At 69.5% G+C, this 25,180-nt stretch carries 22 protein-coding genes and 2 riboswitches; of the genes, 13 read left to right on the top strand and 9 right to left on the bottom strand.

What is annotated here, in order from left to right; all coding sequences use genetic code 11:
- Positions 1–3: 3 nt before the first annotated feature.
- Together AAG688_RS01220 and AAG688_RS01215 are read right to left on the bottom strand one after the other, a co-directional pair.
- Entirely contained in the window at positions 4–1,176 is a 1,173-nt protein-coding gene (locus AAG688_RS01220) for a hypothetical protein (protein WP_411833553.1), read from the bottom strand.
- A gap of 58 nt (positions 1,177–1,234) precedes the next feature.
- Positions 1,235–2,149, bottom strand: coding sequence for an AEC family transporter (locus AAG688_RS01215; RefSeq protein ID WP_411833552.1), 915 nt, complete (start codon positions 2,147–2,149; stop codon positions 1,235–1,237).
- A 123-nt stretch (positions 2,150–2,272) separates the two neighbouring features.
- Between AAG688_RS01215 and AAG688_RS01210 the strand changes: the two genes are divergently transcribed.
- From AAG688_RS01210 to AAG688_RS01195, 4 genes are all read left to right on the top strand, one after another.
- Positions 2,273–2,932, top strand: coding sequence for an alpha/beta hydrolase (locus tag AAG688_RS01210; protein ID WP_411833551.1), 660 nt, complete (start codon positions 2,273–2,275; stop codon positions 2,930–2,932).
- Positions 2,929–4,092 carry a cell division protein ZapE gene (gene zapE, locus AAG688_RS01205; protein WP_411833550.1) on the top strand — a complete coding sequence of 388 codons (1,164 nt, stop codon included), beginning with the start codon at positions 2,929–2,931 and terminating at the stop codon, positions 4,090–4,092. The genes AAG688_RS01210 and zapE overlap by 4 nt, the downstream gene beginning before the upstream one ends.
- A gap of 61 nt (positions 4,093–4,153) precedes the next feature.
- Positions 4,154–4,924 carry an SIR2 family NAD-dependent protein deacylase gene (locus AAG688_RS01200; RefSeq protein WP_411833549.1) on the top strand — a complete coding sequence of 257 codons (771 nt, stop codon included), beginning with the start codon at positions 4,154–4,156 and terminating at the stop codon, positions 4,922–4,924.
- A 233-nt stretch (positions 4,925–5,157) separates the two neighbouring features.
- Positions 5,158–5,458, top strand: a riboswitch (cobalamin riboswitch).
- A 277-nt stretch (positions 5,459–5,735) separates the two neighbouring features.
- On the top strand, positions 5,736–8,102 hold the full coding sequence (locus AAG688_RS01195; protein WP_411834905.1) for a ribonucleoside-diphosphate reductase subunit alpha: 2,367 nt from the start codon (positions 5,736–5,738) through the stop codon (positions 8,100–8,102).
- Positions 8,103–8,147: 45 nt separating this feature from the next.
- Here AAG688_RS01195 and AAG688_RS01190 read toward each other — a convergent pair whose 3' ends face one another.
- Positions 8,148–8,501, bottom strand: coding sequence for a four helix bundle protein (locus tag AAG688_RS01190; RefSeq protein ID WP_411833548.1), 354 nt, complete (start codon positions 8,499–8,501; stop codon positions 8,148–8,150).
- A 68-nt stretch (positions 8,502–8,569) separates the two neighbouring features.
- Here AAG688_RS01190 and AAG688_RS01185 point away from each other — a divergent pair, with 68 nt between their 5' ends.
- Both AAG688_RS01185 and AAG688_RS01180 read left to right on the top strand, forming a co-directional pair.
- Complete coding sequence (locus AAG688_RS01185; RefSeq protein ID WP_411833547.1) at positions 8,570–9,616, top strand: ribonucleotide-diphosphate reductase subunit beta; 1,047 nt, start codon at positions 8,570–8,572, stop codon at positions 9,614–9,616.
- A gap of 106 nt (positions 9,617–9,722) precedes the next feature.
- The gene (locus AAG688_RS01180) at positions 9,723–10,115 is read left to right on the top strand and encodes an acyl-CoA thioesterase (RefSeq protein WP_411833546.1); all 393 of its coding nucleotides are present in this window, start codon (positions 9,723–9,725) and stop codon (positions 10,113–10,115) included.
- A 104-nt stretch (positions 10,116–10,219) separates the two neighbouring features.
- On the opposite strand, the gene metE is transcribed toward AAG688_RS01180, so the two are convergent.
- The 4 genes from metE to AAG688_RS01160 all read right to left on the bottom strand — a co-directional run bounded on the left by metE (position 10,220) and on the right by AAG688_RS01160 (position 15,367).
- The gene (gene metE, locus AAG688_RS01175; protein ID WP_411833545.1) at positions 10,220–12,499 is read right to left on the bottom strand and encodes a 5-methyltetrahydropteroyltriglutamate--homocysteine S-methyltransferase; all 2,280 of its coding nucleotides are present in this window, start codon (positions 12,497–12,499) and stop codon (positions 10,220–10,222) included.
- A 211-nt stretch (positions 12,500–12,710) separates the two neighbouring features.
- A riboswitch (cobalamin riboswitch) is annotated at positions 12,711–12,946 on the bottom strand.
- Positions 12,947–13,026: 80 nt separating this feature from the next.
- A complete protein-coding gene (locus AAG688_RS01170; protein WP_411833544.1) occupies positions 13,027–13,449 on the bottom strand; it encodes a hypothetical protein in 423 nt (140 codons plus the stop codon).
- A 215-nt stretch (positions 13,450–13,664) separates the two neighbouring features.
- Complete coding sequence (locus AAG688_RS01165; RefSeq protein WP_411833543.1) at positions 13,665–14,456, bottom strand: ABC transporter permease; 792 nt, start codon at positions 14,454–14,456, stop codon at positions 13,665–13,667.
- On the bottom strand, positions 14,453–15,367 hold the full coding sequence (locus AAG688_RS01160; RefSeq protein WP_411833542.1) for an ATP-binding cassette domain-containing protein: 915 nt from the start codon (positions 15,365–15,367) through the stop codon (positions 14,453–14,455). Before AAG688_RS01160 ends, AAG688_RS01165 begins: the two co-directional genes overlap by 4 nt.
- Before the next feature lie 349 nt (positions 15,368–15,716).
- Here AAG688_RS01160 and AAG688_RS01155 point away from each other — a divergent pair, with 349 nt between their 5' ends.
- A complete protein-coding gene (locus AAG688_RS01155; protein ID WP_411833541.1) occupies positions 15,717–17,042 on the top strand; it encodes a M20 family metallopeptidase in 1,326 nt (441 codons plus the stop codon).
- Between the two features lie 67 nt (positions 17,043–17,109).
- Here AAG688_RS01155 and AAG688_RS01150 read toward each other — a convergent pair whose 3' ends face one another.
- Positions 17,110–17,658, bottom strand: a complete 549-nt coding sequence (locus AAG688_RS01150) for an NMCC_0638 family (lipo)protein (RefSeq protein ID WP_411833540.1) — start codon at positions 17,656–17,658, stop codon at positions 17,110–17,112.
- 132 nt (positions 17,659–17,790) lie between these two features.
- On the opposite strand from AAG688_RS01150, the gene queF reads away from it, so the two are divergent.
- The 4 genes from queF (at position 17,791) to AAG688_RS01130 (ending at position 22,064) form a co-directional block, all read left to right on the top strand.
- The gene (gene queF, locus AAG688_RS01145) at positions 17,791–18,606 is read left to right on the top strand and encodes an NADPH-dependent 7-cyano-7-deazaguanine reductase QueF (protein ID WP_411833539.1); all 816 of its coding nucleotides are present in this window, start codon (positions 17,791–17,793) and stop codon (positions 18,604–18,606) included.
- 118 nt (positions 18,607–18,724) lie between these two features.
- Positions 18,725–19,027, top strand: coding sequence for a LysM peptidoglycan-binding domain-containing protein (locus tag AAG688_RS01140; RefSeq protein ID WP_411833538.1), 303 nt, complete (start codon positions 18,725–18,727; stop codon positions 19,025–19,027).
- Between the two features lie 38 nt (positions 19,028–19,065).
- Positions 19,066–19,554, top strand: a complete 489-nt coding sequence (locus tag AAG688_RS01135; protein WP_411833537.1) for a hypothetical protein — start codon at positions 19,066–19,068, stop codon at positions 19,552–19,554.
- Between the two features lie 278 nt (positions 19,555–19,832).
- Positions 19,833–22,064, top strand: a complete 2,232-nt coding sequence (locus AAG688_RS01130; RefSeq protein ID WP_411833536.1) for an NADP-dependent isocitrate dehydrogenase — start codon at positions 19,833–19,835, stop codon at positions 22,062–22,064.
- 180 nt (positions 22,065–22,244) lie between these two features.
- Here AAG688_RS01130 and AAG688_RS01125 read toward each other — a convergent pair whose 3' ends face one another.
- Positions 22,245–22,451: a hypothetical protein gene (locus AAG688_RS01125; RefSeq protein WP_411833535.1), complete on the bottom strand. Its 207-nt coding sequence runs from the start codon at positions 22,449–22,451 to the stop codon at positions 22,245–22,247.
- A gap of 110 nt (positions 22,452–22,561) precedes the next feature.
- Between AAG688_RS01125 and AAG688_RS01120 the strand changes: the two genes are divergently transcribed.
- On the top strand, positions 22,562–23,440 hold the full coding sequence (locus AAG688_RS01120) for a LysR substrate-binding domain-containing protein (protein ID WP_411833534.1): 879 nt from the start codon (positions 22,562–22,564) through the stop codon (positions 23,438–23,440).
- A gap of 29 nt (positions 23,441–23,469) precedes the next feature.
- Positions 23,470–25,179, top strand: coding sequence for a bifunctional isocitrate dehydrogenase kinase/phosphatase (gene aceK / locus AAG688_RS01115; RefSeq protein ID WP_411833532.1), 1,710 nt, complete (start codon positions 23,470–23,472; stop codon positions 25,177–25,179).
- Position 25,180 lies beyond the last annotated feature (1 nt).

Genomic DNA, 25,180 nt, shown 5'->3' with positions numbered 1-25,180 from the left:
GCGCTATGCGCCTGGACTCGCCTGCGCATCGTTCGGATTGCGCATCGCCTGATCCCGCGGTTGCCAATCCTGAGGCGGCTCCGGCGGTATCCCCTGCGCCTGCAGCAGCCAGCGCATCGCGGCCGGTTCGCCTTCGTCGATGAACCAGTCCGCATATCCTTTCGGCAGCGGCGCCTGATCCGGACCTGACGGCAGCATGCGCGCCAACGCGCTTTCATGAATCCAGCGGATCCGGCGCAGCCGCGCGCGCCAGCCGGCGTTGCCCGGCTCGCCTTCGGTCAGTTCGACCAGCCGCGGCAGCGCGACCATCGGCCCCAGCAGGGTGGACTCGTCGGCGGCGAGCAGGGTGAACACGCGTATGCATTCCGCGCGCCGGACGGCATCTTCGCGGATGGCCCGCGCCTCGCAGCGCCGGGGCACCTCCGCCATCGCCGGCATCGCCACCGCCGCCAGCATCGCAATGACGAAGGCGTCGGCCATGTCCTCGACTTCGGCCGGGCGTCCCAGGCCCATCCACACGCCGTGCGCATGCGCCAGGCGCGCGTCCAGCGGCGGCAGCGGGACTTCCCGCTGGATGTCGCGCAGCAGGCGGCCCAGTTCCAGGAAGCGGCTGCGATGGACCGTCGCTTCGGTGGCGGCGCGCCAATGCCGCTCGGCCGCCTGCGCATCGCCCCTGTGCGCCGCCTCGGCCAATGCGCGTAGCCGGATCTCGGCATTGTCCGGATCCTGTTGCAGCAGCGAGCGCAGCAAGCGCTCCCTGTCGCAGGGAGCGTCTTGCGACATGCAGACATTGGCCAGCGCCCAGTCCACCAGGACGTCGCGGGGATCGGCGCGGTCGGCCGCTTCCAGCCAGCCCCACGCTTCCGGCGCCATCCATGTTCCGGCTTCCACCCCGGCGTCTTCCCGGGCCGGCAACATCAGGGCCGCAGCGAGCAGTTCGCGCGGCGTCCCGCGCGCGGCCACCACAGGCAAGTGCGTCTCCAGCGCCAACCGATAGCGTCGCATCCAGTCGCGGTTCAACGCCTCCAGCCCGGGATCTTCCTGCAACCGCTGCGACTCGGCCAGCCAGGCCAGCGTGTCGGCACCCGCCTGGCCGGCAGGCGCGCCGGCCTGCACCGTGGCCGCCAGCATCAGGCCCAGCGACGCGCCGAGAAATCCCTTCGCCTTCCTGTTCATCGCACACTTCCGTTGCGGGCAGGCCGGTACCGTCGCACGGCGCACGGCTTCCTTCAACTCAGGCGAACCGCCCGGCCACCCACGCCCACATCGGCAGCGTGATCAGCGACAGCAGGATGCCGTAGCCGACCAGCGCGGCGGCCAGGCGCGGGGCCAGGTTGTGCGAGATGGCCAGCGCGGCGGCGGTGATCATCGGCGGCATCGCCGACTCCAGCACGTTGGCCTGCAGCATGCCGCCGTCCATGCCCCACAGCAGCGACAGCGGCAGCGCCAGGGCCGGCAGCACCACCAGCCGCAGCAGCAGGCCCACCGCCAGCGGCTTGACCTCGTCGCGCGGCATCCGCAGCTGGATGGTCAGGCCCACCGCCAGCATCACCAGCGGCAGCAGCGCGTCGGCCAGTTTCTGCAAGGCGTCGGCGATCCATTGCGGCGGCTGCGCCGGCATCAGCGTCAGCCCCAGCAGCAGCGCCCACACAGGCGGGAACCTGGCGATGCGCAACGCGATCCCGCGCGCGGTCGGCGGCGCGTCGCCGCCGTAGCGCGCCAGCACGTACAGGCCGAAGGTGGACAGCAGCACGAAGGTGCCGAACTGGTCGTACACCACCGCGTACGGCAGCGCGTCCTCGCCGACCAGCGCGCGCACCATCGGGTAGCCGATGAAGCTGCTGTTGCACAGCGCCACGCCCAGCAGCAGCACGGCGTGCTCGTCGCGGCGGAACTTCAGCCAGCGCGTGGCCAGCGCCACCAGCGCCACGGTCGCCAGCGTCAACAGCCAGGGCGTGACGATGACGCCGATCAGCGAGACGTCCACCCGCAGCCGCGGCACGTAGATCAGCACCGCCGCCGGCAGGCAGACGTACAGCACGATGCGGTTGAGCACCTCGGCGGCGCTGTCCGGCAGCAGCTTCAGGCGCGCGAACAGCATGCCGATGGCGAGCATCGTCAGGATCAGCGCGAAGGCGTCCAGGGCCATGTAGGCAAACCGCGTGGCGGAAGGCCGGCTGAGGATCGCACGCGTCCCGCGCTTCCGGGCAGCACCGGAGTCCACGGTTCGCGCGAAAAACGCGGCCGCATCGCCAGGCCGTATCATGGCGGCATGGACAACCCGCGCTTTCCCGCCGAATCCGGCCCCGTCACCCTGCAAGGCCCGGCCGGGCCGATCGAGGCGATCGTCGAATGGCCCGACGAGGGCACCCCGGCGCTGCCGCTGACCGCCATCGTCTGCCATCCGCTGCCGACCGAGGGCGGCACGATGCACAACAAGGTGGTGGTGATGGCCGCGCGCAGCCTGCGCGAGCTGGGCGCGGTGACGGTGCGCTTCAACTTCCGCGGCGCCGGCGAATCGGCCGGCAGCTTCGACCACGGCGCCGGCGAGGGCGATGACCTGCGCGCGGTCGCCGACTGGGTGCGCGCGCAACGGCCCGGCGCGCTGTGGCTGGCCGGCTTCAGCTTCGGCGCCTACGTGTCGCTGCGGATGGCGCAGGCGCTGCGGCCCGACGTGCTGATCTCGATCGCGCCGCCGGCCGGGCGCTGGAAGTTCGCCGAGATCGTGCCGCCGAAGGAGCGCTGGCTGGTGATCATGGGCGAGGAGGACGAGATCGTCGATCCGCAGGCGGTCTACGACTGGGTCGACGGCCTGTCCGATCCGCCCGAACTGATCCGCATGCCCGAGACCAGCCATTTCTTCCATCGCAAGCTGATGGATCTGCGCGGCGCGATCAAGCACGCGGTCAAGGGCTACCTGCCGTCGGCATGAATACGCGGGAACTGGAACAGGCGGCGGAAGCGCCGTCGCGCGCCTACGCGCGCGGCGTGGCCGAGGGACGCTGGCAGGACGATCCGGCCCAGCACGAGGCGTTGCGCGAGCTGGATCGCATCCACGCCGCGCTGCTCGCCGACGGCGGCGAGGGCTGGCTGGATCGGCTGTCGGCGCGCTGGCGCAGGCCCGCGCCGGTGCCGGGCCTGTACCTGTGGGGCGGGGTGGGACGCGGCAAGACCTTCCTCATCGATCTGTTCTACGAGCAGTTGCCGCTCCCTGTTTTCGTGACCGCAGGTCACGCCAAAGCGCAGAGCGGCATCCGCAACGGCAAGTACCGCACCCACTTCCACCGCTTCATGCGCCAGATCCACGAGCGCCTGCGCGAGCACGCCGGCCAGGCCGATCCGCTGGCGCGCATCGCGCAGGAATGGCGCGGCCGGCTGCGCGTGCTGGTGCTGGACGAGTTCTTCGTCACCGACATCGGCGATGCGATGCTGCTGGGCAGGCTGCTGGAGCGGCTGATCGCCGAGGGCGTGACCCTGGTGACCAGTTCCAACACCGCGCCGGAGAACCTGTACAAGGACGGCCTGCAGCGCGAGCGCTTCCTGCCGGCCATCGAGCTGCTGCGCCGCCATTGCGTGGAAGTGCACGCGATCGGCGCCGAGGACTACCGCCTGCGCGCGCTGACCCGCTCGCCGGTCTACCGCGCGCCGCTGGACGGCGGGTCCGACGCCTGGCTGTGCGAGCGCTGGAAGGAACTGAGCGCCGGCAGCGACGCGCGCGGCGGCCACATCGTCATCGAGGATCGCCGCATCGACGTGCGCGCGCGCGGCAAGGGCATGGCCTGGTTCGACTTCGCCGCGCTGTGCGAGGGCCCGCGCGGCACCGCCGACTACATCGAGATCGCGCGCGAGTTCCACACCGTGCTGCTCGGCGGCATCCCGCGCTTCGACGCGCTCAACGAGGACGCCGCGCGCCGCTTCGTCAACCTGATCGACGAGATCTACGACCGCCACGTCAACCTGGTCTGCACCGCCGCCGACGCGCCGACCGCGCTCTACGCCGGCACCCGCCTGCAGGGCGCGTTCGAGCGCACCGCCTCGCGCCTGATCGAGATGCGCAGCGCCGAGTACCTGGCCACGCCGCACCGCGCCTGAGCCGTTGCCATCGCCGCGCCGGTGGCGAAAGATGGCCAGGCAGAACTCGCGGGGAGACGCCATGACATCGCCGGCCCTCGACGTCGCCGCCACGCTGTCGGACTGGATCCGGCAGGCGCGGCGCATCTGCGTGCTGACCGGCGCCGGCATGTCGGCCGAAAGCGGCGTGCCGACCTTCCGCGGCGCGCACGACAGCTTGTGGTCGCGCTTCGATCCGCAGCGGCTGGCCACCGCCGAGGCGTGGCGCGCGGACAGCGCGCTGGTGTGGGGCTGGTATCGCTGGCGGATGGCGCGGGTGCGGCGCGCCGAACCGAACGCCGGCCATCACGCGCTGGCGGCGCTGACGCGCCTGCATGGCGATCTCGCGCTGGTCACCCAGAACGTCGATGACCTGCACGAGCGCGCCGGCAGCACGGTGGAGGCGCATGTGCACGGCAGCCTGTTCGCGCTGCGCTGCTTCGATTGCGCACAGCCATATGAAGGGGAATGGCAGGACTGCGATCCAGACACGCCGCGACTGCGACTGCCGCCGCCGGTCTGCACCGCTTGCGGCGGCCAGGTGCGACCGGGCGTGGTGTGGTTCGGCGAGGCGCTGCCGGCCGACGCCTGGAACCGCGCCGAGCAGGCCACGCTGCGTTGCGAGCTGATGCTGGTGGTCGGCACCTCAGGGCTGGTCCACCCGGCTGCCGGACTGCCGGGCCTTGCGCAGCGCCACGGCGCGCGCGTGGCCGAGATCAACCCGGAACCGACCGCGCTGTCGCCGTCGATGGATCTGGCCTGGCGAGCGAACGCCGCCGAAGCGTTGCCGGAACTGCTGCGGCGGATGGCCTGACCGCGAGCACGCGGGCTCCCTCCGCCCGTGGGAGCGACGTCAGTCGCGACGGTTATCGTATCGGCAACGCCCCTGTCGCGACTGACGTCGCTCCCACAGGGAGAAGGCAAGGAGAACCTGCCGCTTCATGGCCTGCGCGATTCCGCGTGACGCTTCTCGCCATGCGCAGCCGTGGCGCTACGAGGTTTCACGGTCCAACTACAACATCTAGGATTGACGCCTCCCCTACACCCCCCTATCTTGTGCCGGTCGGTTCCGGTGGTGGCTAGCCACCGGATTGAAAGGGAAGCCGGTGAAGGCCCGAAGGGCCCATTCCGGCACTGCCCCGCAGCGGTAACCGGGAACGAACCCGCCACGAAAGCACTGGGACCGCACGGTCCTGGGAAGCGGCGGCTAGGAAAGGGCAGGAGTGAGCGAGGAGAAGTGAGGAGTGAGCGGGGAGCAGAAAGCTCTTGCTCACTCCTCACTTCTCTCCCCTCACTCCTCGCCCCAGGCCCGCAAGTCCGAAGACCTGCCGACAGCCGCGCGTTGCACACCGCGCGGTGCCGGCCGCGGAATCTCCGGGGGGAGATGGCTGGCGAAGCAGGGACGGCCGCAGCCTCGTCTGCGCGATCTCGCCGCCTGCGACGCCGCTTTTCCATCCTGCGATCCGCGTACGGCCTGCGCAGCCTGCGAGGGACGGGCCGCCGCGTGCACCACGCACTGGAGCAAGCCCGTGACCCAGACCGATACCGCCGTGGCCGACGCCGCCGGCACCGCCCCGTCCCAGAAGGACGCGTTCTCGCTGACCTCGCCGCCCACGGCCACCGCGATGAGCGTGACCAAGCGCAACGGCAGCCGCGAGCCGGTGGACCTCAACAAGATCGTCCGCGCCGTGCAGCGCAACTGCGAGGGCCTGCACGCCATCGACCCGATGCGCGTGGCCACCCGCACCATCTCCGGCCTCTACGACGGCGCCAGCACGCGCGAACTGGACGAGCTGTCCATCCGCACCGCCGCGCTGCTGACCGGCGAGGAGCCCGAATACAGCCGCCTGGCCGCGCGCCTGCTGGCCGGCTACATCGCCAAGGAAGTCACCGGCCAGGAGATCCACGCGTTCTCGCAGTCGGTCACCCGCGGCCACGAGGTCGGCCTGATCAACGATCGCCTGCTGGGCTTCGTGCAGACCAACGCGCGCAAGCTCAACGACGCGCTGGACGCCTCGCTGGACCTGCGCTTCGACTACTTCGGCCTGCGCACGCTGTACGACCGCTACCTGCTGCGCCACCCGCACACGCGCAAGGTCATCGAGACGCCGCAGCAGTTCTTCCTGCGCATCGCCTGCGCGCTGAGCGAGGACGTGCCCGAGGCGCTGGCGCTGTACCGCCGGATGGGCAACCTGGACTACCTGCCCAGCTCGCCGACGCTGTTCAACAGCGGCACCACCCACGAGCAGCTGTCCTCGTGCTTCCTGCTGGACTCGCCGCAGGACACGCTGGAATCGATCTACCAGAAGTACGGCGACATCGCCCAGCTCTCCAAGTTCAGCGGCGGCATCGGCGTGTCGTACACCCGCGTGCGCTCGCGCGGCTCGCTGATCAAGTCCACCAACGGCCACAGCAACGGCATCGTGCCGTGGCTGAAGACGCTGGATTCGTCGGTGGCGGCGGTCAACCAGGGCGGCAAGCGCAAGGGCGCGGCCTGCGTCTACCTAGAGACCTGGCACGCCGACATCGAGGACTTCCTGGAACTGCGCGACAACACCGGCGACGAGGCCCGCCGCACCCACAACCTCAACCTGGCCAACTGGGTGCCGGACCTGTTCATGAAGCGCGTCGAGGCCGACGGCAACTGGTCGCTGTTCGATCCGCGCGTGGTGCCGGAGCTGACCGACCTGTACGGCGAAGCCTTCGAGCGCGCCTACGCGCAGGCCGAGGCGCAGGGCAAGGCGGTCAAGACGATCCCGGCGCGCAAGCTGTACGCGCGGATGATGCGCACGCTGGCCGAGACCGGCAACGGCTGGATGACCTTCAAGGACAAGTGCAACCGTGCCAGCAACCAGACCCTGCGCACGGGCAACGTGATCCACCTGTCCAACCTGTGCACCGAGATCCTGGAGGTCACCTCGGCCGAGGAGACCGCGGTGTGCAACCTGGGTTCGATCAACCTCGGCAACCACTTCGACAGCGATCCTGATGACGGCCGCGGCTTCTTCGATTTCGACAAGCTGGCCGAGACCGTGCGCCTGGCCGTGCGCCAGCTCGACCGCGTGATCGACCTGAACTTCTACCCGATCGAGTCGGCGCGGCGCGGCAACCTGCGCTGGCGCCCGGTCGGCCTGGGCTGCATGGGCCTGCAGGACGTGTTCTTCCGCCTGCGCCTGCCGTTCGACAGCGAGGAGGCGCGCAAGCTGTCGGCCAGGATCGCCGAGTCCATCTACTACCACGCGCTGGAGACGTCGGTGGAACTGGCGCAGGAGCGCGGCCGCCATCCGTCCTTCGCCGATACGCGCGCCGCCAATGGCGAGCTGCAGTTCGACGCCTGGGGCGTGGCGCCGGGCGCTCCTGATGGAAGCGGGGCCGAGCGCTGGAACGCGCTGCGCGAGCGCATCAAGGAGCACGGCCTGCGCAACTCGCTGCTGATCGCCATCGCGCCGACCGCGACCATCGCCTCCATCGCCGGCTGCTACGAGTGCGTGGAGCCGCAGGTGTCCAACCTGTTCAAGCGCGAGACGCTGTCGGGCGACTTCCTGCAGGTCAACCGCTACCTGGTCGACGAGCTGAAGAAGCTGGGCCTGTGGACGCCGGAGATGCGCGACGCGATCAAGCTGTCCGAGGGTTCGATCCAGGGCATGGCGCAGGTCCCGGAAACGCTGCAGCAGGTCTACCGCACCGCGTGGGAACTGCCGATGCGCGCGCTGATCGACATGGCCGCCGGCCGCGGCGCCTTCATCGACCAGTCCGCCTCGCTGAACCTTTTCATGGAAAGCCCCAACATCGGCGCGATGTCGTCGATGTACATGTACGCGTGGAAGCAGGGCATCAAGACCACCTACTACCTGCGCTCGCGCCCGGCCACCCGCATCGCCAAGACTACGGTCAGCACCGTCGCGGCCACCGAACCCAAGCGCGAGTACACGCCGACCGAAGCCATCGCCTGCTCGCTGGAGAACCCGGAAGCCTGCGAGGCCTGCCAGTGAGGCAGGAGTGAGCGGAGAGGAGTGAGGAGTGAGCGGAAGGCGGGTTCATGCGGGGCGGGAACGTTGGCGCAGGGTGGTAAGCATTCTGCTGATTTCGTCGATCAAGCCTAGCGGTATGGCCAACGAATCGGAGGGTAGCCAGCCCAGGCGGCCGCAAAGTAGAAGTTGTGTGTGCAGCTCTGACAGCGACCCATGCGCGACCGCCAGGAACTGCCGCCGCTCGCTCTTCGATTCACGCGTCCAGCCCTCCGCGATATTGCTGGCAACGGAAACGGCCGCGCGCGTGATCTGCAGGCGGATTCCGTATCGCTCCTCGCCCGGCAATCGAACCACGCTCCTGCACGCCAGTTCCGCCAATTCCATCGCCTTGTTCCATAGCTTCGTTTCCATGTAATGCATCGCGCGTTCCTCCACTGTCCATCGTGACCGGGTATCGCCATTCGCTCCATCAGAGGAATCCCATTCCCATGTCAGCCATTGCCCCACTCACTCCTCACTCCTCTCCGCTCACTCCTCGCCTCCTGGATCCCGGCTTCGAACTGACCCTGCGCCCGATGCGCTACCCGCAGTTCTACGACATGTACCGCGACGCCATCAGGAACACCTGGACGGTGGAGGAGATCAACTTCCAGATCGACATCACCGACCTGCACGCGAAGATGACCCCGGCCGATCGCCACCTGATCCACCGGCTGGTCGCCTTCTTCGCCACCGGCGACTCGATCGTGTCCAACAACCTGGTGCTGAACCTGTACCAGCACCTCAACGCGCCCGAGGCGCGCATGTACCTGTCGCGCCAGCTGTACGAGGAGGCGCTGCACGTGCAGTTCTACCTGACCCTGCTGGACAACTACCTGCCCGACCCGGCCGAGCGCTTCAAGGCCTTCGCCGCGGTGGAGAACATCCCGGCCATCAAGAAGAAGGCCGACTTCTGCTTCAAGTGGATCGACAGCATCCAGGATCTGAGGCGCATCGAGACCCGCGACCAGCGCCGCCAGTTCCTGCTCAACCAGATCTGCTTCGCCGCCTGCATCGAGGGGCTGTTCTTCTTCGCCGCCTTCGCCTACGTGTACTACTTCCGCTCGCGCGGGCTGCTGCCGGGGCTGGCCTCGGGCACCAACTGGGTGTTCCGCGACGAGAGCTGCCACATGGAGTTCGCCTTCGAGTGCGTGCGCACCGTGCGCGAGGAGGAGCCGGACCTGTTCGACGAGCGGATGCAGGAGCAGGTCTACGAGATGCTGGCCGAGGCGATCGAGTGCGAGGTGCAGTTCGCCGAGGACGTGCTGTCCGGCGGCGTGGCCGGCATTTCCACCCGCGACATGCGCCAGTACCTGCAGCACTGCGCCGACCAGCACTTCGCCAAGCTCGGCATGGCCAAGCGCTACGACGTGCGCAACCCGCTGCCGTTCATGGAATTGCAGGACGTGCAGGAACTGACCAACTTCTTCGAGCGGCGCGTGTCGGCCTACCAGGTCGGCGTGCAGGGCGAGGTCGGTTTCGATCACGCGTTCTGATCACGCCTCCCCGATTCCCCTGTGGGAGCGACGTCAGTCGCGACTCCAGGATTCGTCCAGCCCATCGAGAAGTCGCGACTGACGTCGCTCCCACAAGTTCATGCCCATGCCCGCCCCCACCGAAGCCCGCCTGCTGGAAATCGTCTTCCCCGACCACGCCAACCACCTCGGCACGCTGTTCGGCGGCCAGGCGCTGGCGTGGATGGACAAGGCCGCCTTCATCGCCGCCTCGCGCTACGCGCGGCGAACGGTGGTGACCGCGCGCTCGGAGCAGGTGGACTTCCGCGTGCCGGTGCGGCAGGGGCAACTGGTCGAATTGGTCGCGAAGGTGGCGGGGGTCGGCCGCAGCTCGATGAAGGTGGAGGTGGAGCTGTTCACCGAGGATCTGCACAGCGCCCGGCGCGAACTGTGCACCACCGGCCACTTCGTGATGATCGCGCTGGACGAGGACGGCAAGCCGGCGACGGTATCGCCATTGGCGCCTCTGGCCGGCGCGTAGGGTGACCCGGCCCGTCAGCCAAGCCCTGCCATCCCTACGAATCGCGCAACCCCGCCGGTGGGAGCGACGTCAGTCGCGACCGACGTCGCTCCCACCGGGCTTGTTCATGCCGCGGCGCGCAGGGCCTTGGCCGCCTCCACCATCGCGGTCAATGCGGTGCGCACCTCCGGCCAGCCGCGCGTCTTCAGCCCGCAGTCCGGGTTGACCCAGATCTGCTCGGGCGACAGCACCGCCCTGGCCTTTTCCAGCAACTCCACCATCTCGCCGGTGTCGGGCACGCGCGGGGAATGGATGTCGTAGACGCCGGGGCCGATCTCGTTCGGATAGCGGAACTGCACGAAGGCGTCCAGCAGCTCCATCCGCGAGCGCGAGGTCTCGATGGAGATCACGTCGGCGTCCATCGCCGCCACCGCGTCGATGATGTCGTTGAACTCCGAGTAGCACATGTGGGTGTGGATCTGGGTGCGGTCGGCCACGCCGGAGGCGGCGATGCGGAAGCACTCCACCGCCCACGCAAGATAAGCCGGCCAGTCGGCGCGGCGCAGCGGCAGGCCCTCGCGGATGGCCGGCTCGTCGATCTGGATGACGCCGATGCCGGCCGCCTCCAGGTCGGTGACCTCGTCGCGCAGGGCCAGCGCGATCTGCCGGCAGGTCCGCGAGCGCTCCTGGTCGTCGCGCACGAACGACCATTGCAGCACCGTCACCGGCCCGGTCAGCATGCCCTTCATCGGCCGCTGCGTCAGCGACTGCGCGTACCGCGACCAGCGCACCGTGATCGGCGCCGGGCGGGTCACGTCGCCGTAGATGATCGGCGGCTTGACGCAGCGCGAACCGTAGCTCTGCACCCAGCCCTGCCTGGTGAAGGCGAAGCCGTCAAGCTGCTCGCCGAAATACTCGACCATGTCGTTGCGCTCGAACTCGCCGTGCACCAGCACGTCGATGCCGATTTCCTCCTGGAAGCGCACGCACTTCTCGGTCTCGGCCTCGAGGAAGGCCTCGTAGTCGGCGTCGCTGAGCTTGCCGGACTTGTTGCCGGCGCGCGCCTCGCGCACCGGCTGGGTCTGCGGGAACGAGCCGATGGTGGTGGTCGGATAGGCCGGCAGCCGCAACGCCTGCGACTGCACCGCGCGCCGCGCGTCATAGGGCGACTGGCGGCGCGCCGATGCCTCGTCCAGCGCGGACAGCCGCGCGGCCACTTCCGGCTTGTGCACGCGCGGCGATTGCCGGCGCGATTCCAGTTGCCTGCGCGACTGCGCCAGCGCGGCCTCGGCCGAGGCCTCGCCGTCCAGCGCGTCGGCCAGCACCTTCAGCTCGCCGATCTTCTGTTTCGCGAACGCCAGCCAGCCGTGCAGATCCGCCGGCAGCGATTTCTCGCTGTCCAGATCCACCGGCACGTGCAGCAGCGAGCACGACGGCGCCAGCCACACCCGCTCGGCGCCGAGGCTGCCGGCGGCGTAGCGCGCCAGGATCAGCGCGTTGTCCAGCGGGCTGCGCCAGACGTTACGGCCGTCGATCAGGCCCAGCGACAGCACCCGCGGCTTCGGCAGCGCCTGCAATACCGCGTCCAGCTGTTCCTTGCCGCGCACCAGATCCACGTGCAGGCCCTCGACCTGCAGCCCGGCCGCCAAATCGAGGTTCTCGCCCAGCGCGCCGAAATAGGTCGCCAGCAGCAGCTTCGGCCGCGCCGCCTGCGCCAATGCGGCATAGGCGCGGCGGTAGGCGGCGTGCGCGGCTTCGTCCAGATCCAGTACCAGGCAGGGCTCGTCGATCTGCACCCATTCGGCGCCGGCGTCCTTCAGTTTCGCCAGCAGTTCGGCGTAGACCGGCAGCAGCCTGTCCAGCAGCGCCAGCCGGTCGCTGCCGTCGACCGTCTTGGACAGCAGCAGGAAGCTGACCGGCCCCAGCAGCACCGGCCGCGCGTCGAAACCGGCCGCGCGCGCCTCCAGGAACTCGGCCACCGGCTTGTCGTCGCGCAGGCGGAAGTCCTGCCCGGCATGCAGTTCCGGCACCAGGTAGTGGTAGTTGGTGTCGAACCACTTGGTCATCTCCAGCGCGCGCAGGTCCACGCCGTCCTTCTGCACGCCGCGCGCCAGCGCGAAGTAGCCGGCCAGCGGATCGGCGTCGGCCAGGCGGCGGTAGTCGGCCGGGATCGCGTCGAACAGGAAGGCGGCGTCGAGCACGTGGTCGTACAGCGAGAAGTCGTTGCTGGGCAGCACCTGCGCGCCGGCTTGGCGTTGCAGCTGCCAGTGGCGCAGGCGCAGCTGGCGCGCCTCTTCCTGCAATTGCGCGGCGGACGCTTCGCCGCGCCAGTAGGCCTCCAGGACGCGCTTGAGTTCGCGCCGTGCGCCGATGCGCGGGAAGCCGAGATTGGTTACCAGTGTCATGTTGCGTTTCCTCATGCGGGGTCGGATGAGGAACGAAGGAACCGCCAGGCCGCGCGCCCGGCGGCGCGTTGCCCACGACAGCGACCTTCGCCCCCTCGGGCGAACCGGAACCGCAAGCGGGGGCGCGGGCGGACGCGCCCATACCCGGCATCGGGCAGCACGCGTCGTACCGGCCACCTCCCCTCGGAGGTTCCAGGTCAGGCGGAAGACGGACGGGTCTTCCGGCCGAGGCAGGTCTTCGGGCTCATGGACGTGGCCTGGCGACAGGCCGCCTACTGCCCGTCGCTTCCCGGTCGCGGGGGACCAGTGCGGGTGACGGGGGTCGTTTCCAAATACCGCTGCGGGGCAGCGCCGGAATGGGGCGATGTAACGCCCGCACCGGCTTCCCTTTCAATTCCATCGCTTCATTGGGATGAAGCGATGGAAACCTCGACCCACGCAAGTTACGCCGTGCGGGAAGGGGCGTCAAGCGGTGGTTCTGGCCTTCAATCCGGACCACGGCGTCGGCTTGAACGAATCGCTCGACGCTATGGCGATACCTTCGCAAGGGTCACGTCCAGGCTGCCGCCGACGCCGCAGAAGCTGCGGCAATTTCCCGTGCTCCCGACGGTCACTCGATCCACCGAGAAATCGAACCTGATGACGCAGCTGCCATTTTCCTCCGGGACCCCATAGCTCTCATGGCCTTGCTTCCAGCGCCAGTAGGCCGGCTGGTTCCTGAAAAGGAAATGGCGTCCATCCTCGGCCTGCCTTGCAATACCCGGCGCCTCGCACCGGCGCTGCCCGTCGACGACAAGGCTGAAAGCAATCTCCTGCCCGCCCTGCAGCACAATCAGGTGCGCGCTCCCGTCCTCGCTGCGCCAGAAGCTGTCGCCCGGCTCGTCTGCGTGGACAGCGGGGGAAAACAATGCAGACGCGATCAGGACTGGAATCCAGCGCAGGGTGTCCAAGCGGCTAATCCCCCCGGAGTTGGGTCGAATCTCAAAGCATCCATCGAACGACTCGGAGGGCTGCTCCGAGTATTGAACCTGGAATGTCGATTCAACCTGCGTACCGATGCAACTCATTTGGCGAACGGCGTCCATCCCTTGCTGGACCGGATGCGCATGGTGCACGGATGAGTCACTACAGCCGCCGCTACACGATGCCGGCACGCGACGGCCCATCACGGATATTCGGCGCGCCGGAACTCCCACAGTCCCAGCGCCGTCACCAGCAGCGCGCCGCCGATGCTGAGCATCAACACCTGGGGCAGGTGATCCTGCGACTGGCTCAGCATCGACACCGGCAGCGACCAGGGGTACCACGGTCCGAACGTCTTCGACTGCCCGATCAGGAAGCCCATCACCGTCATGCCCATGCCGATGCCGCAGGCGACGGCGAAGCTGCGCCAGCGCAGCGCAATCCAGGTGTGCAGCGCCACGATCAGCAGGCTGGCGGCGAAGATCTTGCCAGCAGTCATGGCCAACAGCGGCCACGGCGGTGGCCCGGCGATGCCGAGCTTCGGCTGGAAGGCCGCCAGCAGCCATCCGCCGATCGGCAGCAGCAGGAAGAAGCACAGGTGGGCGATCGCCAGCAGCGCCGCCAGCATGATCAGCTTGGCCAGGTAGTACGCCTCGCGGCGCAGCGGCAGCGCCAGCAGGTGCCGCCACTTCTGCCCGCCATGCTCCAGCGCCGCCAGCAGCGCCGCCTCCAGGGTGACGAACAGCGGCAGCATCAGGAAGGCCCATAGCCCGAGCATCCCGTAGCAGAGCCGCGTCCATGCCTCCAGCGGTTGCAGCGCCGCGTTCGGCGGGTTGACCAGCAGTTGCAGCACCACCACCAGCCCGACCAGGCCCGGCGCGACCACGGACATCCACAGCACCAGCGTGCCGCGCAGCTTGAGCGACTCGGCGTGCAGCGCGCGCAGCAGCGACGACGCATGCGAAGGCATGCCCGCGGCCCGATCGGTGTTCATGCCGCGCACGCCTTGCCGGAACCGCCGGTCAGTTCGAAGAACAGCGACTCCAGCGTCACCGGTTCGAGCGCCAGGTGCGACACCGCCACGCCCTGCGTCACCAGGCGGCGGTTGATTTCGGCGGCCGGCAGGTGCGAGACGATGTGCAGCGTCCGCTCCGTATCGAGCGCGAGGCTTTCGCAGGCCTCGCCTAGCAGCGCCGTGGCGCGCTCCGGCGCATCGCAGCGCAGCGCCAGCCGCGGCCGCGCGCGCCGGCGCATTTCCTCCAGCGTGCCCTGGAAGCGCAGGCGGCCGCCGTCGAGCACGCCGGCATGGGTGGCGACCAGCTCGACCTCGGACAACTGGTGGCTTGAGACGAAGACGGTGATGCCTTCCTCGCCGGCCAGCCCGCGCAGGATCCTGCGCAGATCCTGGATGCCGGCCGGGTCCAGCCCGTTGCCGGGCTCGTCCAGCACCAGCAGCCGCGGCCCGGCCATCAGCGCCAGCGCGATGCCCAGGCGCTGGCGCATGCCCAGCGAATACTCGGCCACCTTCTTGCGGCCCACGCCGGCCAGGCCGACCCGCTCCAGCACCGCGTCGATGCGCGCCTTCGGCAGCGCCAGCAGGCGGCGGCTGATCTCCAGGTTGGCCCGGCCGTCCAGGTGCGCGTACAGCGACGGCATCTCGACCAGCGCGCCGACCTGCGCCAGTGCGGCGCGATCGCCGCGGTGCAGGGGCCGATCGAACAGCCGTATCTCGCCCGAATCCGGGCGCAGCAGATCCAGCAGCAGGCGGATCGTCGTCGTCTTGCCCGCGCCGTTCGGGCCGAGGAAGCCGTAGACCACGCCCTGCGGCACCGCCAGGTCGAGGTCGGCGACGCCGTGGTCGCCGGCGAAGCGCCGGGTCAGCGCGCGGGTCTGGATCGCGAGCATGGCGTCATGCGCCCGTTCGAGGATCGCGACGCCGGTCCGGCGTCGAGGACTCGCGGCTGCGGGAAACAACGTCGTGGCGCATGGGAACATCCTCCTTGAGAGCGCCGCCGCAAGCCGGATTGCGGGGCGCGTGCATCCCTGCGTTATAGCAGCCGGCCCGCGAGCCGGGCCAAGGCAGGAAGTCACCCAACGATCGGGCCGGGCGCATGCCGCCGCGACCGCACCTCCCGCGCACGATGCGCTCCGCCGCGTCGCTGGCGGGCGGTTTCCCCCGCCCGGGCGGCGTGCATTCGCCCATGCCCGGCCAAACTGCTCTAGCATCGGCGCATCGTCCCGCCGGAGTCTCCCGATGCGCCACGTCCATCGCTGCGTTTCCCCGTTGCTGTTGTCGCTGGCCATCGCCTGGCCGGCGCATGCCTGGCAAGCGCCCGCGCAACGCCCGGAAGTGGCGGCCGCCGCGCAGAAGCTGCAGCAGAAGGTGATCGACTGGCGGCGCGACTTCCACCAGCACCCGGAGCTGTCCAACCGCGAGCGGCGCACCGCGGCCAAGGTGGCCGAGCACCTGCGCGCGCTCGGCCTGCAGCCGCGCACCGGCATCGCCCACCACGGCGTGGTCGCCGTCATCAAGGGCGGCCGGCCCGGCCCGCGCATCGCCCTGCGCGCCGACATGGACGCGCTGCCGGTGACCGAGCAGACCGGGCTGCCGTTCGCGTCCAGGGCCACCGACACCTACCGCGGCGAGACCGTCGGGGTGATGCACGCCTGCGGCCACGACGCCCATACCGGCATCCTGATGGGCGTGGCCGAGGCGCTGGTGGCGATGCAGGATCGGCTGCCGGGCGAGGTGATGCTGATCTTCCAGCCGGCCGAGGAAGGCGCGCCGATCGGCGAGGACGGCGGCGCGCAGATGATGCTGGCGCAGGGCCTGTTCGCCGACTTCAAGCCGGAGGCGGTGTTCGGCCTGCACGTGTTCTCCTCGGTGCCGGTCGGCCAGATCGCGGTACGCCAGGGTCCGCTGATGGCCGCCTCGGATCGTTTCAGCATCCGCGTCGTCGGCCGGCAGACGCACGGCTCGCGGCCCTGGGGCGGCATCGATCCGATCGTCGCCACCGCCGACCTCATCGGCACCGCGCAGACCATCGTCAGCCGCCGCAGCGATCTGTCGAAGCAGCCGGCGGTGGTGACCTTCGGCGCGATCAAGGGCGGCATCCGCTACAACATCATCCCCGACGACGTCGAGGTGGTCGGCACCATCCGCACCTTCGACGAGGACATGCGGCAGAAGATCTTCGCCGATTTGAACAACGTGGCCTCGCACGTCGCCGCCGCGCACGGCGCGCGCGTGGAAGCCAAGGTGCCGGACGCCGACGGCAACCCGGCCACCGTCAACGATCCCGCGCTGACCGCGCGCATGCTGCCCAGCCTGCAGGCGGTGGCCAGCGCCGGCAACGTGTACGAGCCGCCGCTGCAGATGGGTTCGGAGGATTTCTCGCTGTACGCGCAGCAGGTGCCGTCGATGTTCTTCTTCGTCGGCGCCACCTCCGCCGGCATCGATCCGGCCACCGCGCCGAGCAACCATTCGCCGCAGTTCCTGCTCGACGAGCAATCGCTGGACGTGGGCCTGCGCGCGCTGTTGCAGGTGACGCTGGACTACCTCGACAAGCCGGCCGGATAGGGGCCTGCCCGGAGAACTTCCGGACGGGCATCGTCATCCCCGCACAGGCAGGGATGACGATGCTTGCTCAGGGATTCCCTGCCGGTTCGTCGACCAGCGCCAGCGACGCCATCGCCTGGATCGTCGCCGACGTCTCGCTCGACGTGGTCAGCGTGAACAGCAGGGCGGCGCGCTCTCCCGGACGGTGCCAGGCATAGGCGACCGTCCTCAGGGCGCCCCCGCTGGGCCCGGCATCGTCCCGGGGACTAGCCACCATCGGCGCCGGCGCGGTCGCCGCCAGGGCGGTGAAGCCGGCGTGGACCTGCTCGAGGTCGGCGCGCTGCGCGGACACCGCGCACACGCCGTCCTCGCGCAGCGCGACCACATGGCGGCCGGCGGCGGTGCGCAGCGTCCACGCCGTGCCCGGCTGGCCACCGAGGAAGAACGAGGCCGGCTGCTCCTTGATCACGCTGGCCCCGCGCGCGGACATCGCCTCGCGCAACCGGTCCTGCGCATGGAAGTGCGCCACGCACGTGGTCGCGAACAGGTCGATGAAGTCGGTGGCCGGCGGCGCCTGCGCCGCGGCGGCCTGGAAAGGCAGCGCCAGGGCCAGGGCGGCGGGCAGGAAGGTGCGCATGGCGGGATCCGGCGGAAGGCGGGCGGCAGGTTCGATGCGCGGCGATCTTATCGCCCTCCGCGTTCCGTGCCGCCGGCGGGCGCGCCTTCCGTATACCTGCCGCTCAAGCGGCAGCGCTTAGACTCGCGCCCCATGAACACCCCGCAAGATTCCAGCCTGGGCAAAGACGTCGCCTACCCGAGCCGGTTCGACCCCACCCTGCTGTTTCCCATCCCGCGCGCGCAGGGCCGCCAGGCCCTCGGCCTGGACGCCGGCGCGCTGCCCTTCACCGGCCACGACCGCTGGCACGGCTACGAGCTGAGCTGGCTCGACGCGCTGGGCAAGCCGCGGGTGGCCACCGCCACCTTCACCGTGCCGTGCGACTCGCCGCAGCTGATCGAATCCAAGTCGTTCAAGCTCTACCTCAATTCGCTCAACGGCACCCGCTTCAACAGCGACACCGCGGTGCTGGACCGGCTGACCCTGGACCTGTCGGCGCGCGCCGGCGCCGACGTCGCCGTGGCCTTCGGGCTGCCGCCGGTGATCGAGTTGGAGGAAGGCGAATCGATCGACACCCAGGGCATCGAGATCGATCACTACGGCCCGCCGCGGCCGCAGTACCTGGTCGCCGATCCGCAGGCCGTGGTCGACGAGACCCTGACCTCGCAACTGCTCAAGTCCAACTGCCCGGTCACCGGCCAGCCGGACTGGGCGAGCGTGATCGTGCGCTACCACGGCCCGCGCATCGATCGCGCCGGGCTGCTGCGCTACCTGGTCAGTTTCCGCGACCACGCCGATTTCCACGAGCAGTGCGTCGAGCGCATCTTCCACGACCTGATGACGCATTGCGCGCCGCGTTCGCTGTCGGTGGAGGCGCGCTACACCCGCCGCGGCGGGCTGGACATCAACCCGTGGCGGGCCACGCCGGGATTCCAGCCGCCGGTGGCGCGGCGCGATCCGCGCCAGTAGGCGCCGCGTGGCCGCCACGGCGCGGCCACGGCCTTCTTCACAAGACTGGCATGCCTTCTTAACGGGGGCCGTGCAAGGCTGCGTCCACTCCCGCGACTTTCCCGCAAAGGATGTGGACATGAGCACCGAGAAGAAGGCCGACTTTTCCGGCGTCAGCACCCGCGTCGACAGTTCCGAGCAGATCGTCGGGAAGGCCGATTTCTCCGGCGTCACCACCCAGGTGGACAGCTCCGAGGAAATCACCGGCATGCCGACCTACACGGTCGAGAAGGGCGATTCGCTCTCCAGGATCGCCCAGGCGCACTACGGCAACGCCAATGCGTGGAAACAGATTTTCGAGGCCAACCGCGACGTGCTCGACGATCCGGATCGCATCTTCCCCGGCCAGGTGCTGAAGCTGCCGCCGCAATCCTCGCTCTGATCCCTTCCTTACCTCCCCACCGCCAAGGACAGATCACCATGACCGCTACCCGTCTTTCCCACGCCCTGCTGATTGCGCTGGCCGGCAGCATCGCCCTGGTCGGCTGCAAGCGGGACGAAGAACCCGTCGCCGTCACCCCGCCGGCCGACACCACGCCGGCGCCGATGCCGACCGATCCGCTGCCGCCGCCGTCCTCGCCGGTGGCCGCCACCAGCGTCACCATCGGCAACAGCGCCGCCGCCGACCGCTCGGTCGCCGCGACCAGCACCTTCGCCACCAGCGACAGCATCATCGTCTCGGTGCGCACCGACGCCGCCACCCCGGCCGACGCCACCATCGACGCCAAGCTGACCTACCAGGACGGTCAGGTCGCCGGGCAGGAAACCGCCACCGTGCGCGCCGAGGACGCCGGCGTCACCAACATCACCTTCCGCAACAGCAACCCGTGGCCGGCCGGCCGCTACAACGTAGACGTGACCGTCAACGGCCAGCCGGTCGGCATGACCCAGGAAATCGAGGTCAGGTAAGCCGGAACACCCTCTCTCCCCACCCCTGTGGGCAAGCTCGGGCGTGGAGCCATCCACGCCCGCTTTTTTTGTCCTTTTTTCGCCCGACTCCGGTAAGGCTTCACCTGTAGAACGGAGCTTGCTCCGCTCTGCCCGGCGCCATCGCCCTCCCGGCACCGCGAGCGTCCCCGGGAGACGGCCAACCGGCTCCATACCCCGACGTTTTTGCCCTGCGCGCGGCCAGGCGCGACAATGGCGCGTTGACTTGCCCAACGTCCATTGCCGAGAGTCCTGATCCCATGTCGGATACCCCCCGCATCATCTACACCCTGACCGACGAAGCGCCGTTCCTCGCCACCCAGTCGCTGCTGCCCATCGTCGAGGCGTTCGCCGCCCCGGCCGGCATTGCCGTGGAGACCCGCGACATCTCGCTGGCCGGACGCATCCTGTCGCAGTTCCCCGAATACCTGTCCGAAGCGCAGAGGATCAGCGACGACCTGGCCGAGCTGGGCCAGCTGGCCACCCGCCCGGAGGCCAACATCATCAAGCTGCCCAACATCAGCGCCTCGGTGCCGCAGCTCAAGGCCGCGATCAAGGAATTGCAGGCGCAGGGCCATCCGCTGCCCGACTACCCGGACGAGCCGAAGGACGACAGGGAAAAGGACGCCAAGGCGCGCTACGACAAGGTCAAGGGCAGCGCGGTCAACCCGGTGCTGCGCGAGGGCAATTCCGATCGTCGCGCACCGCTGTCGGTGAAGAACTATGCCCGCAAGCACCCGCACCGCATGGGCGCGTGGAGCGCGGATTCGAAGACGCACGTGGCGCACATGGCGTCCGGCGACTTCTTCGGCAGCGAACGCTCGGCCACGCTGGCCAATGACGGCGCGCTGAGGATCGAACTGGTCGCCGCCGACGGCGCGGTCACCGTGCTGAAGGACAAGGTCAAGGTGCAGGCCGGCGAGATCGTCGATGCGGCGGTGATGAGCCGCAAGGCGCTGGCCGCGTTCATCGCCGGGCAGATCGCCGACGCCAAGGCGCAGGGCGTGCTGTTCTCGCTGCACCTGAAGGCCACGATGATGAAGGTCTCCGATCCGATCATGTTCGGCGTGGTGGTGGGCGAGTTCTACAAGGACGCGCTGGCCAGGCATGCCGCCGTGCTGGAGAAGATCGGCTTCGATCCCAACAACGGCATCGGCGACCTGTACGCGCGCCTGGGCGCGCTGCCGGCCGAGCAGCAGGAGGCGATCAAGGCCGACCTGCAGGGCGTCTACGCGGACGCTCCGGCCGTGGCGATGGTCAATTCCGACAAGGGCATCACCAACCTGCACGTGCCCAGCGACGTGATCGTCGACGCCTCGATGCCGGCGATGATCCGCGACTCCGGCAAGATGTGGAACGCCGAGGGCAAGCTGCAGGACACCAAGGCGGTCATCCCGGATCGCTGCTACGCCGGCATCTACCAGGCGGTGATCGACGACTGCAAGGCCAACGGCGCGTTCGACCCGGCCACGATGGGCAGCGTGCCCAACGTCGGCCTGATGGCGCAGAAGGCCGAGGAATACGGCAGCCACGACAAGACCTTCCAGATCCCGGCCGACGGCGCCGTGCGCGTCACCGACGATGCCGGCCAGGTGATGTTCGAGACGAAGGTGGAAGCCGGCGACATCTGGCGCATGTGCCAGACCAAGGACGCGCCGATCCAGGACTGGGTGAAGCTGGCCGTGGGCCGCGCGCGCCTGAGCAGGACGCCGGCGGTGTTCTGGCTGGACCGCAACCGCGCGCACGACGCGCAGGTGATCGCCAAGGTCGAGCGCTACCTGAAGGACTACACCACCGACAACCTCGACATCCGCATCCTGCCGCCGGAAGAGGCGATGAAGTTCTCGCTGGCGCGCATCCGCAAGGGCGAGGACACCATTTCGGTGACCGGCAACGTGCTGCGCGACTACCTGACCGACCTGTTCCCGATCATGGAGCTGGGTACCAGCGCCAAGATGCTGTCGATCGTGCCGCTGATGGCCGGCGGCGGCCTGTTCGAGACCGGCGCCGGCGGTTCCGCGCCCAAGCACGTGCAGCAGTTCCTGGAAGAAGGCTACCTGCGCTGGGATTCGCTGGGCGAGTTCCTGGCCTTGGCGGCGTCGCTGGAGCACCTGGGCCAGCGCTACCTCAACACGCCGGCCAAGGTGCTGGCCAACGCGCTGGACGTGGCCAACGGCCGCATCCTCGACGAGAACCGCTCGCCGGCGCGCAAGGTCGGCGAACTGGACAACCGCGGCAGCCACTTCTACCTGGCCCTGTACTGGGCGCAGGCGCTGGCCGCGCAGGACGACAACGTCGAGCTGAAGGCGAAGTTCGCGCCGCTGGCGAAGGCGCTGGCCGACAACGAGGCCGCCATCCTCGCCGAGTTGAACGGCGCGCAGGGCAAGGCCCTCGACATCGGCGGCTACTACCACCCGGACCTGGCGAAGACGTCCGCGGCGATGCGCCCCAGCAAGACCTTCAACGACGTGCTGGCGACGCTGTCGGCCTGATCGCGACGCGTCCCGTGGTACCCGCAACGCCCGGCATCATGCCGGGTGTTGTGTTTTTCGCCCCGTACTCTCCCCTGTGGGAGCGACGTCAGTCGCGACGCCAGGACCATCTTCGTCGCGACTGACGTCGCTCCCACGGAGACCTCCCCGGGACGTTCCAAGGAAACAGCGGCAACGAAGTCACCGCACGCAGGCGGCGGGCGCCGAGCCGCCGCACCGCGCATTGGTGGCGGGTCCTGTCGCGGCATCGTGGACGGGGCACCTGCATTCTTCCTGTTCCTGCGGCGCGGCCGTGCAGGGATGGGCGATGTGGCCATGCAGGAACAACATGCCCTGGCTCATCCCGCCCAGTTGCCGCCACCACCGCGATTTGTCTTCGCCATGCATGGGATTCGCTCCGTTGCGCCGTCTCCGGCTTGAATGGGCTGCCAAGGTAGGCGCATCATCGGCGCCAAAAAAGCGAAACTCCCGCAACCCAGTCTTGAGGTGGATTCAAGATGAGCCGATTGCCGCTGGACCAGGTGGACGCCTTCGTCACCGCCGCGCGGCTGCGCAACCTGACCCGCGCGGCCGAGGCCATGCACCTGACGGTCAGCGCGCTGAGCCACCGCATGCGCCTGCTGGAACAGCGGCTGGGGCACAAGCTGCTGGCGCGCGGGCCGCGCGGCGTGGAGCTGACGCCCGACGGGCAGCGCCTGTTCGACGCGGTGTCCGCGCCGCTGGACGCCATCGAGCACGCACTGCGCCGCGCCACCCTGCGCAACGATCACACGGTCACGCTCAGCCTGATCCCGTCGATGGCCACCGCCTGGCTGGTGCCGCGCCTGCCGGCGTTCCTCGCCGCGCACCCGGAGCTGGGCCTGAACCTGCAGTCCAGCACCCACGTGGTGGACTTCGAGCGCGAGCCGGTGGACCTGGCGCTGCGGCTGGGCGGCGGCCGCTGGCCCGGCGTGCAGGCGGAGTTCCTGTTCCACGAATGGATCACGCCGGTCGCCAGTCCCGCGCTGGTCAAGCGGCACGGCAGGCCGCCGGCCGACCAGATGGCGAGGCTGCCGCTGCTGGGCGATCCGGCCAATCGCTGGAAGGACTGGTTCGAGCACTTCGGCGGCCAACCGCCGGCGCGCTACGTGGCGCAGTTCGACGACACCGAGACCCTGCACCAGGCCGCCGCGCAGGGCGTGGGCGTGGCGCTGGCGCGCTGGACGCTGGCCGAACCGCTGGTCAAGGCCGGCCGGCTGGTGGCGCTGACGCGCAAGCGCCTGCAGGCCGACTTCGCGCATTACCTGGTGTACCCGGAGCGCAGCCTGGCCCATCCCGGCTTCCGCAAGGTGCGCGCGTGGCTGCTGGAGCAGGCGGGCGCGGCGGCGGAGCAATGACTCCAGCCGTGCGCGGCTAACATCGCCGCATGGTCCAAGCCGACGCCATCGCCCGCCTGATCCACGACGCCTTCGCCGACTACCACGCGCGCTTCGGCGAGATCACCCGCCGCGCGCGGCCGCGCTTCGAGGCGATGGACTGGGCCGGCGCGCGCGCCGATGCGGTCGAGCGCATCGCGCTGTACGACCAGTGCATCGCCGAATGCGCGCTGCGGCTGCAATCGGCCTTGCTGGAGGCCGCCCACGACCGCGCGCTGTGGTCGGCCGCGCGCGACGCCTTCGAACGCCTGGTCGCCGGGCTGATCGATCGCGAGCTGTACAAGACCTTCTACAACACCCTGACCCGGCGCTTCTTCCGCACCCGCGGCGTGGATGCGTCGATCGAGTTCGTCGCCCTGGACATCGAGCCGACCGACGCGATCACCCACCCGGTCGCCCGGCACAGCTACGCGGTGTCCGAGCAGCGGCCGACCGAGGCCTTCGCGCGCGTGCTCGGCGACTACGCCTTCGACGTGCCCTACGCGCACCGGACCCGCTGCGCGGCGGCGATCGCGGTGCGCCTGCAGGACGACCTGGCGCACTGGGGCGAGCATCCGGTGCGCTCGATCGAGCTGCTTGACACGGTGTTCTACCGCGAGCGGCGCGCCTACCTGGTCGGCCGCGTGTTCGGCGAGCACCGCTTCTCGCCGTGCGTGATCGCGCTGGTCAACGACGGCGGCAAGCTGCGCGCCGAGGCGGTGCTGACCCGGCGCGGCGACGTGGCGCAGCTGTTCGGCACCTCGCGCAGCTACTTCCATGCCGACCTGCCGACGGTGGGCGACGCGGTGGTGTTCCTGCGCACGCTGCTGCCGCACAAGCCGATCGACGAGATCTACACCGTGCTCGGCCGCGCCAAGCAGGGCAAGACCGAGCGCTTCCGCACCTTCTTCCATCATTTCCACGGCCATCCTGACGAACGGCTGGTGCACGCCGAGGGCACGCCGGGGATGGTGATGGCGGTGTTCACCCTGCCCAGCTACCCGCTGGTGTTCAAGGTGATCCGCGACCGCTTCGCCTATCCCAAGGCGCTCAGCCGCCAGGACGTGGAGGACAGGTATTCGCTGGTGTTCCACCTGGATCGCGTCGGCCGCCTGCTCGACACCCAGCCGTACCGCTTCCTGCGCTTCCCGCGCGCGCGCTTCGCCCCGGTCCTGCTGGACGAACTGCTGCAAGCCTGCACGGGCAGCGTCAGCACCGAGGGCGAGGACGTCATCGTCCACCTGTGCTACGTGCAGCGGCGGCTGCGCCCGCTCAACCTGTACCTGCGCGAGCAGCGGCCGGAGGCCGCGCGCGAGGCCGTGCTCGACTACGGGCAGGCGATCAAGGACATGGCGTGCAACGACATCTTCCCCGGCGACATGCTGCTGAAGAACTTCGGCGTGTCCCGGCACGGGCGCGCGGTGTTCTACGACTACGACGAGATCCGCCCGGTCACCGGCTGCGAATTCCGCGACTGGCCGCAGCCGGGCTGCCACGAGGAACGGATGGCCGCCGAGCCGTGGTTCCATGTCGGCCCGGACGACGTGTTCCCCGAGCGCTTCCGCCTGTTCCTCGGCCTGCCGGCGCCGCTGGCGCGCGCGCTGGAGGCCGCGCACGGCGAGCTGTTCGACCCGGCCTGGTGGCGCGATCTGCAGGCGCGGCTGCGCGCCGGCGACTGGCCGGACACGCCGCCGTATCCGCCTTCGCTGCGGCTGGCATGAG

Source organism: Pseudoxanthomonas mexicana (genome assembly GCF_046736355.1).
Taxonomy (GTDB): domain Bacteria; phylum Pseudomonadota; class Gammaproteobacteria; order Xanthomonadales; family Xanthomonadaceae; genus Pseudoxanthomonas_A; species Pseudoxanthomonas_A mexicana_B.
Note: the sequence above shows the minus strand (reverse complement) of the source record. Positions and strands in the feature narration are given on the sequence as shown.

Bases quoted from the DNA above. Each gene is read 5' to 3' on its own strand.
- AAG688_RS01220 (WP_411833553.1), bottom strand. From the start codon at position 1,176: ATGAACAGGAAGGCGAAGGGATTTCTCGGCGCGTCGCTGGGCCTGATG.
- AAG688_RS01215 (WP_411833552.1), bottom strand. From the start codon at position 2,149: ATGGCCCTGGACGCCTTCGCGCTGATCCTGACGATGCTCGCCATCGGC.
- AAG688_RS01210 (WP_411833551.1), top strand. From the start codon at position 2,273: ATGGACAACCCGCGCTTTCCCGCCGAATCCGGCCCCGTCACCCTGCAA.
- zapE (WP_411833550.1), top strand. From the start codon at position 2,929: ATGAATACGCGGGAACTGGAACAGGCGGCGGAAGCGCCGTCGCGCGCC.
- AAG688_RS01200 (WP_411833549.1), top strand. From the start codon at position 4,154: ATGACATCGCCGGCCCTCGACGTCGCCGCCACGCTGTCGGACTGGATC.
- AAG688_RS01195 (WP_411834905.1), top strand. From the start codon at position 5,736: ATGAGCGTGACCAAGCGCAACGGCAGCCGCGAGCCGGTGGACCTCAAC.
- AAG688_RS01190 (WP_411833548.1), bottom strand. From the start codon at position 8,501: ATGCATTACATGGAAACGAAGCTATGGAACAAGGCGATGGAATTGGCG.
- AAG688_RS01185 (WP_411833547.1), top strand. From the start codon at position 8,570: ATGTCAGCCATTGCCCCACTCACTCCTCACTCCTCTCCGCTCACTCCT.
- AAG688_RS01180 (WP_411833546.1), top strand. From the start codon at position 9,723: ATGCCCGCCCCCACCGAAGCCCGCCTGCTGGAAATCGTCTTCCCCGAC.
- metE (WP_411833545.1), bottom strand. From the start codon at position 12,499: ATGACACTGGTAACCAATCTCGGCTTCCCGCGCATCGGCGCACGGCGC.
- AAG688_RS01165 (WP_411833543.1), bottom strand. From the start codon at position 14,456: ATGAACACCGATCGGGCCGCGGGCATGCCTTCGCATGCGTCGTCGCTG.
- AAG688_RS01160 (WP_411833542.1), bottom strand. From the start codon at position 15,367: ATGCTCGCGATCCAGACCCGCGCGCTGACCCGGCGCTTCGCCGGCGAC.
- AAG688_RS01155 (WP_411833541.1), top strand. From the start codon at position 15,717: ATGCGCCACGTCCATCGCTGCGTTTCCCCGTTGCTGTTGTCGCTGGCC.
- AAG688_RS01150 (WP_411833540.1), bottom strand. From the start codon at position 17,658: ATGCGCACCTTCCTGCCCGCCGCCCTGGCCCTGGCGCTGCCTTTCCAG.
- queF (WP_411833539.1), top strand. From the start codon at position 17,791: ATGAACACCCCGCAAGATTCCAGCCTGGGCAAAGACGTCGCCTACCCG.
- AAG688_RS01140 (WP_411833538.1), top strand. From the start codon at position 18,725: ATGAGCACCGAGAAGAAGGCCGACTTTTCCGGCGTCAGCACCCGCGTC.
- AAG688_RS01135 (WP_411833537.1), top strand. From the start codon at position 19,066: ATGACCGCTACCCGTCTTTCCCACGCCCTGCTGATTGCGCTGGCCGGC.
- AAG688_RS01130 (WP_411833536.1), top strand. From the start codon at position 19,833: ATGTCGGATACCCCCCGCATCATCTACACCCTGACCGACGAAGCGCCG.
- AAG688_RS01125 (WP_411833535.1), bottom strand. From the start codon at position 22,451: ATGCATGGCGAAGACAAATCGCGGTGGTGGCGGCAACTGGGCGGGATG.
- AAG688_RS01120 (WP_411833534.1), top strand. From the start codon at position 22,562: ATGAGCCGATTGCCGCTGGACCAGGTGGACGCCTTCGTCACCGCCGCG.
- aceK (WP_411833532.1), top strand. From the start codon at position 23,470: ATGGTCCAAGCCGACGCCATCGCCCGCCTGATCCACGACGCCTTCGCC.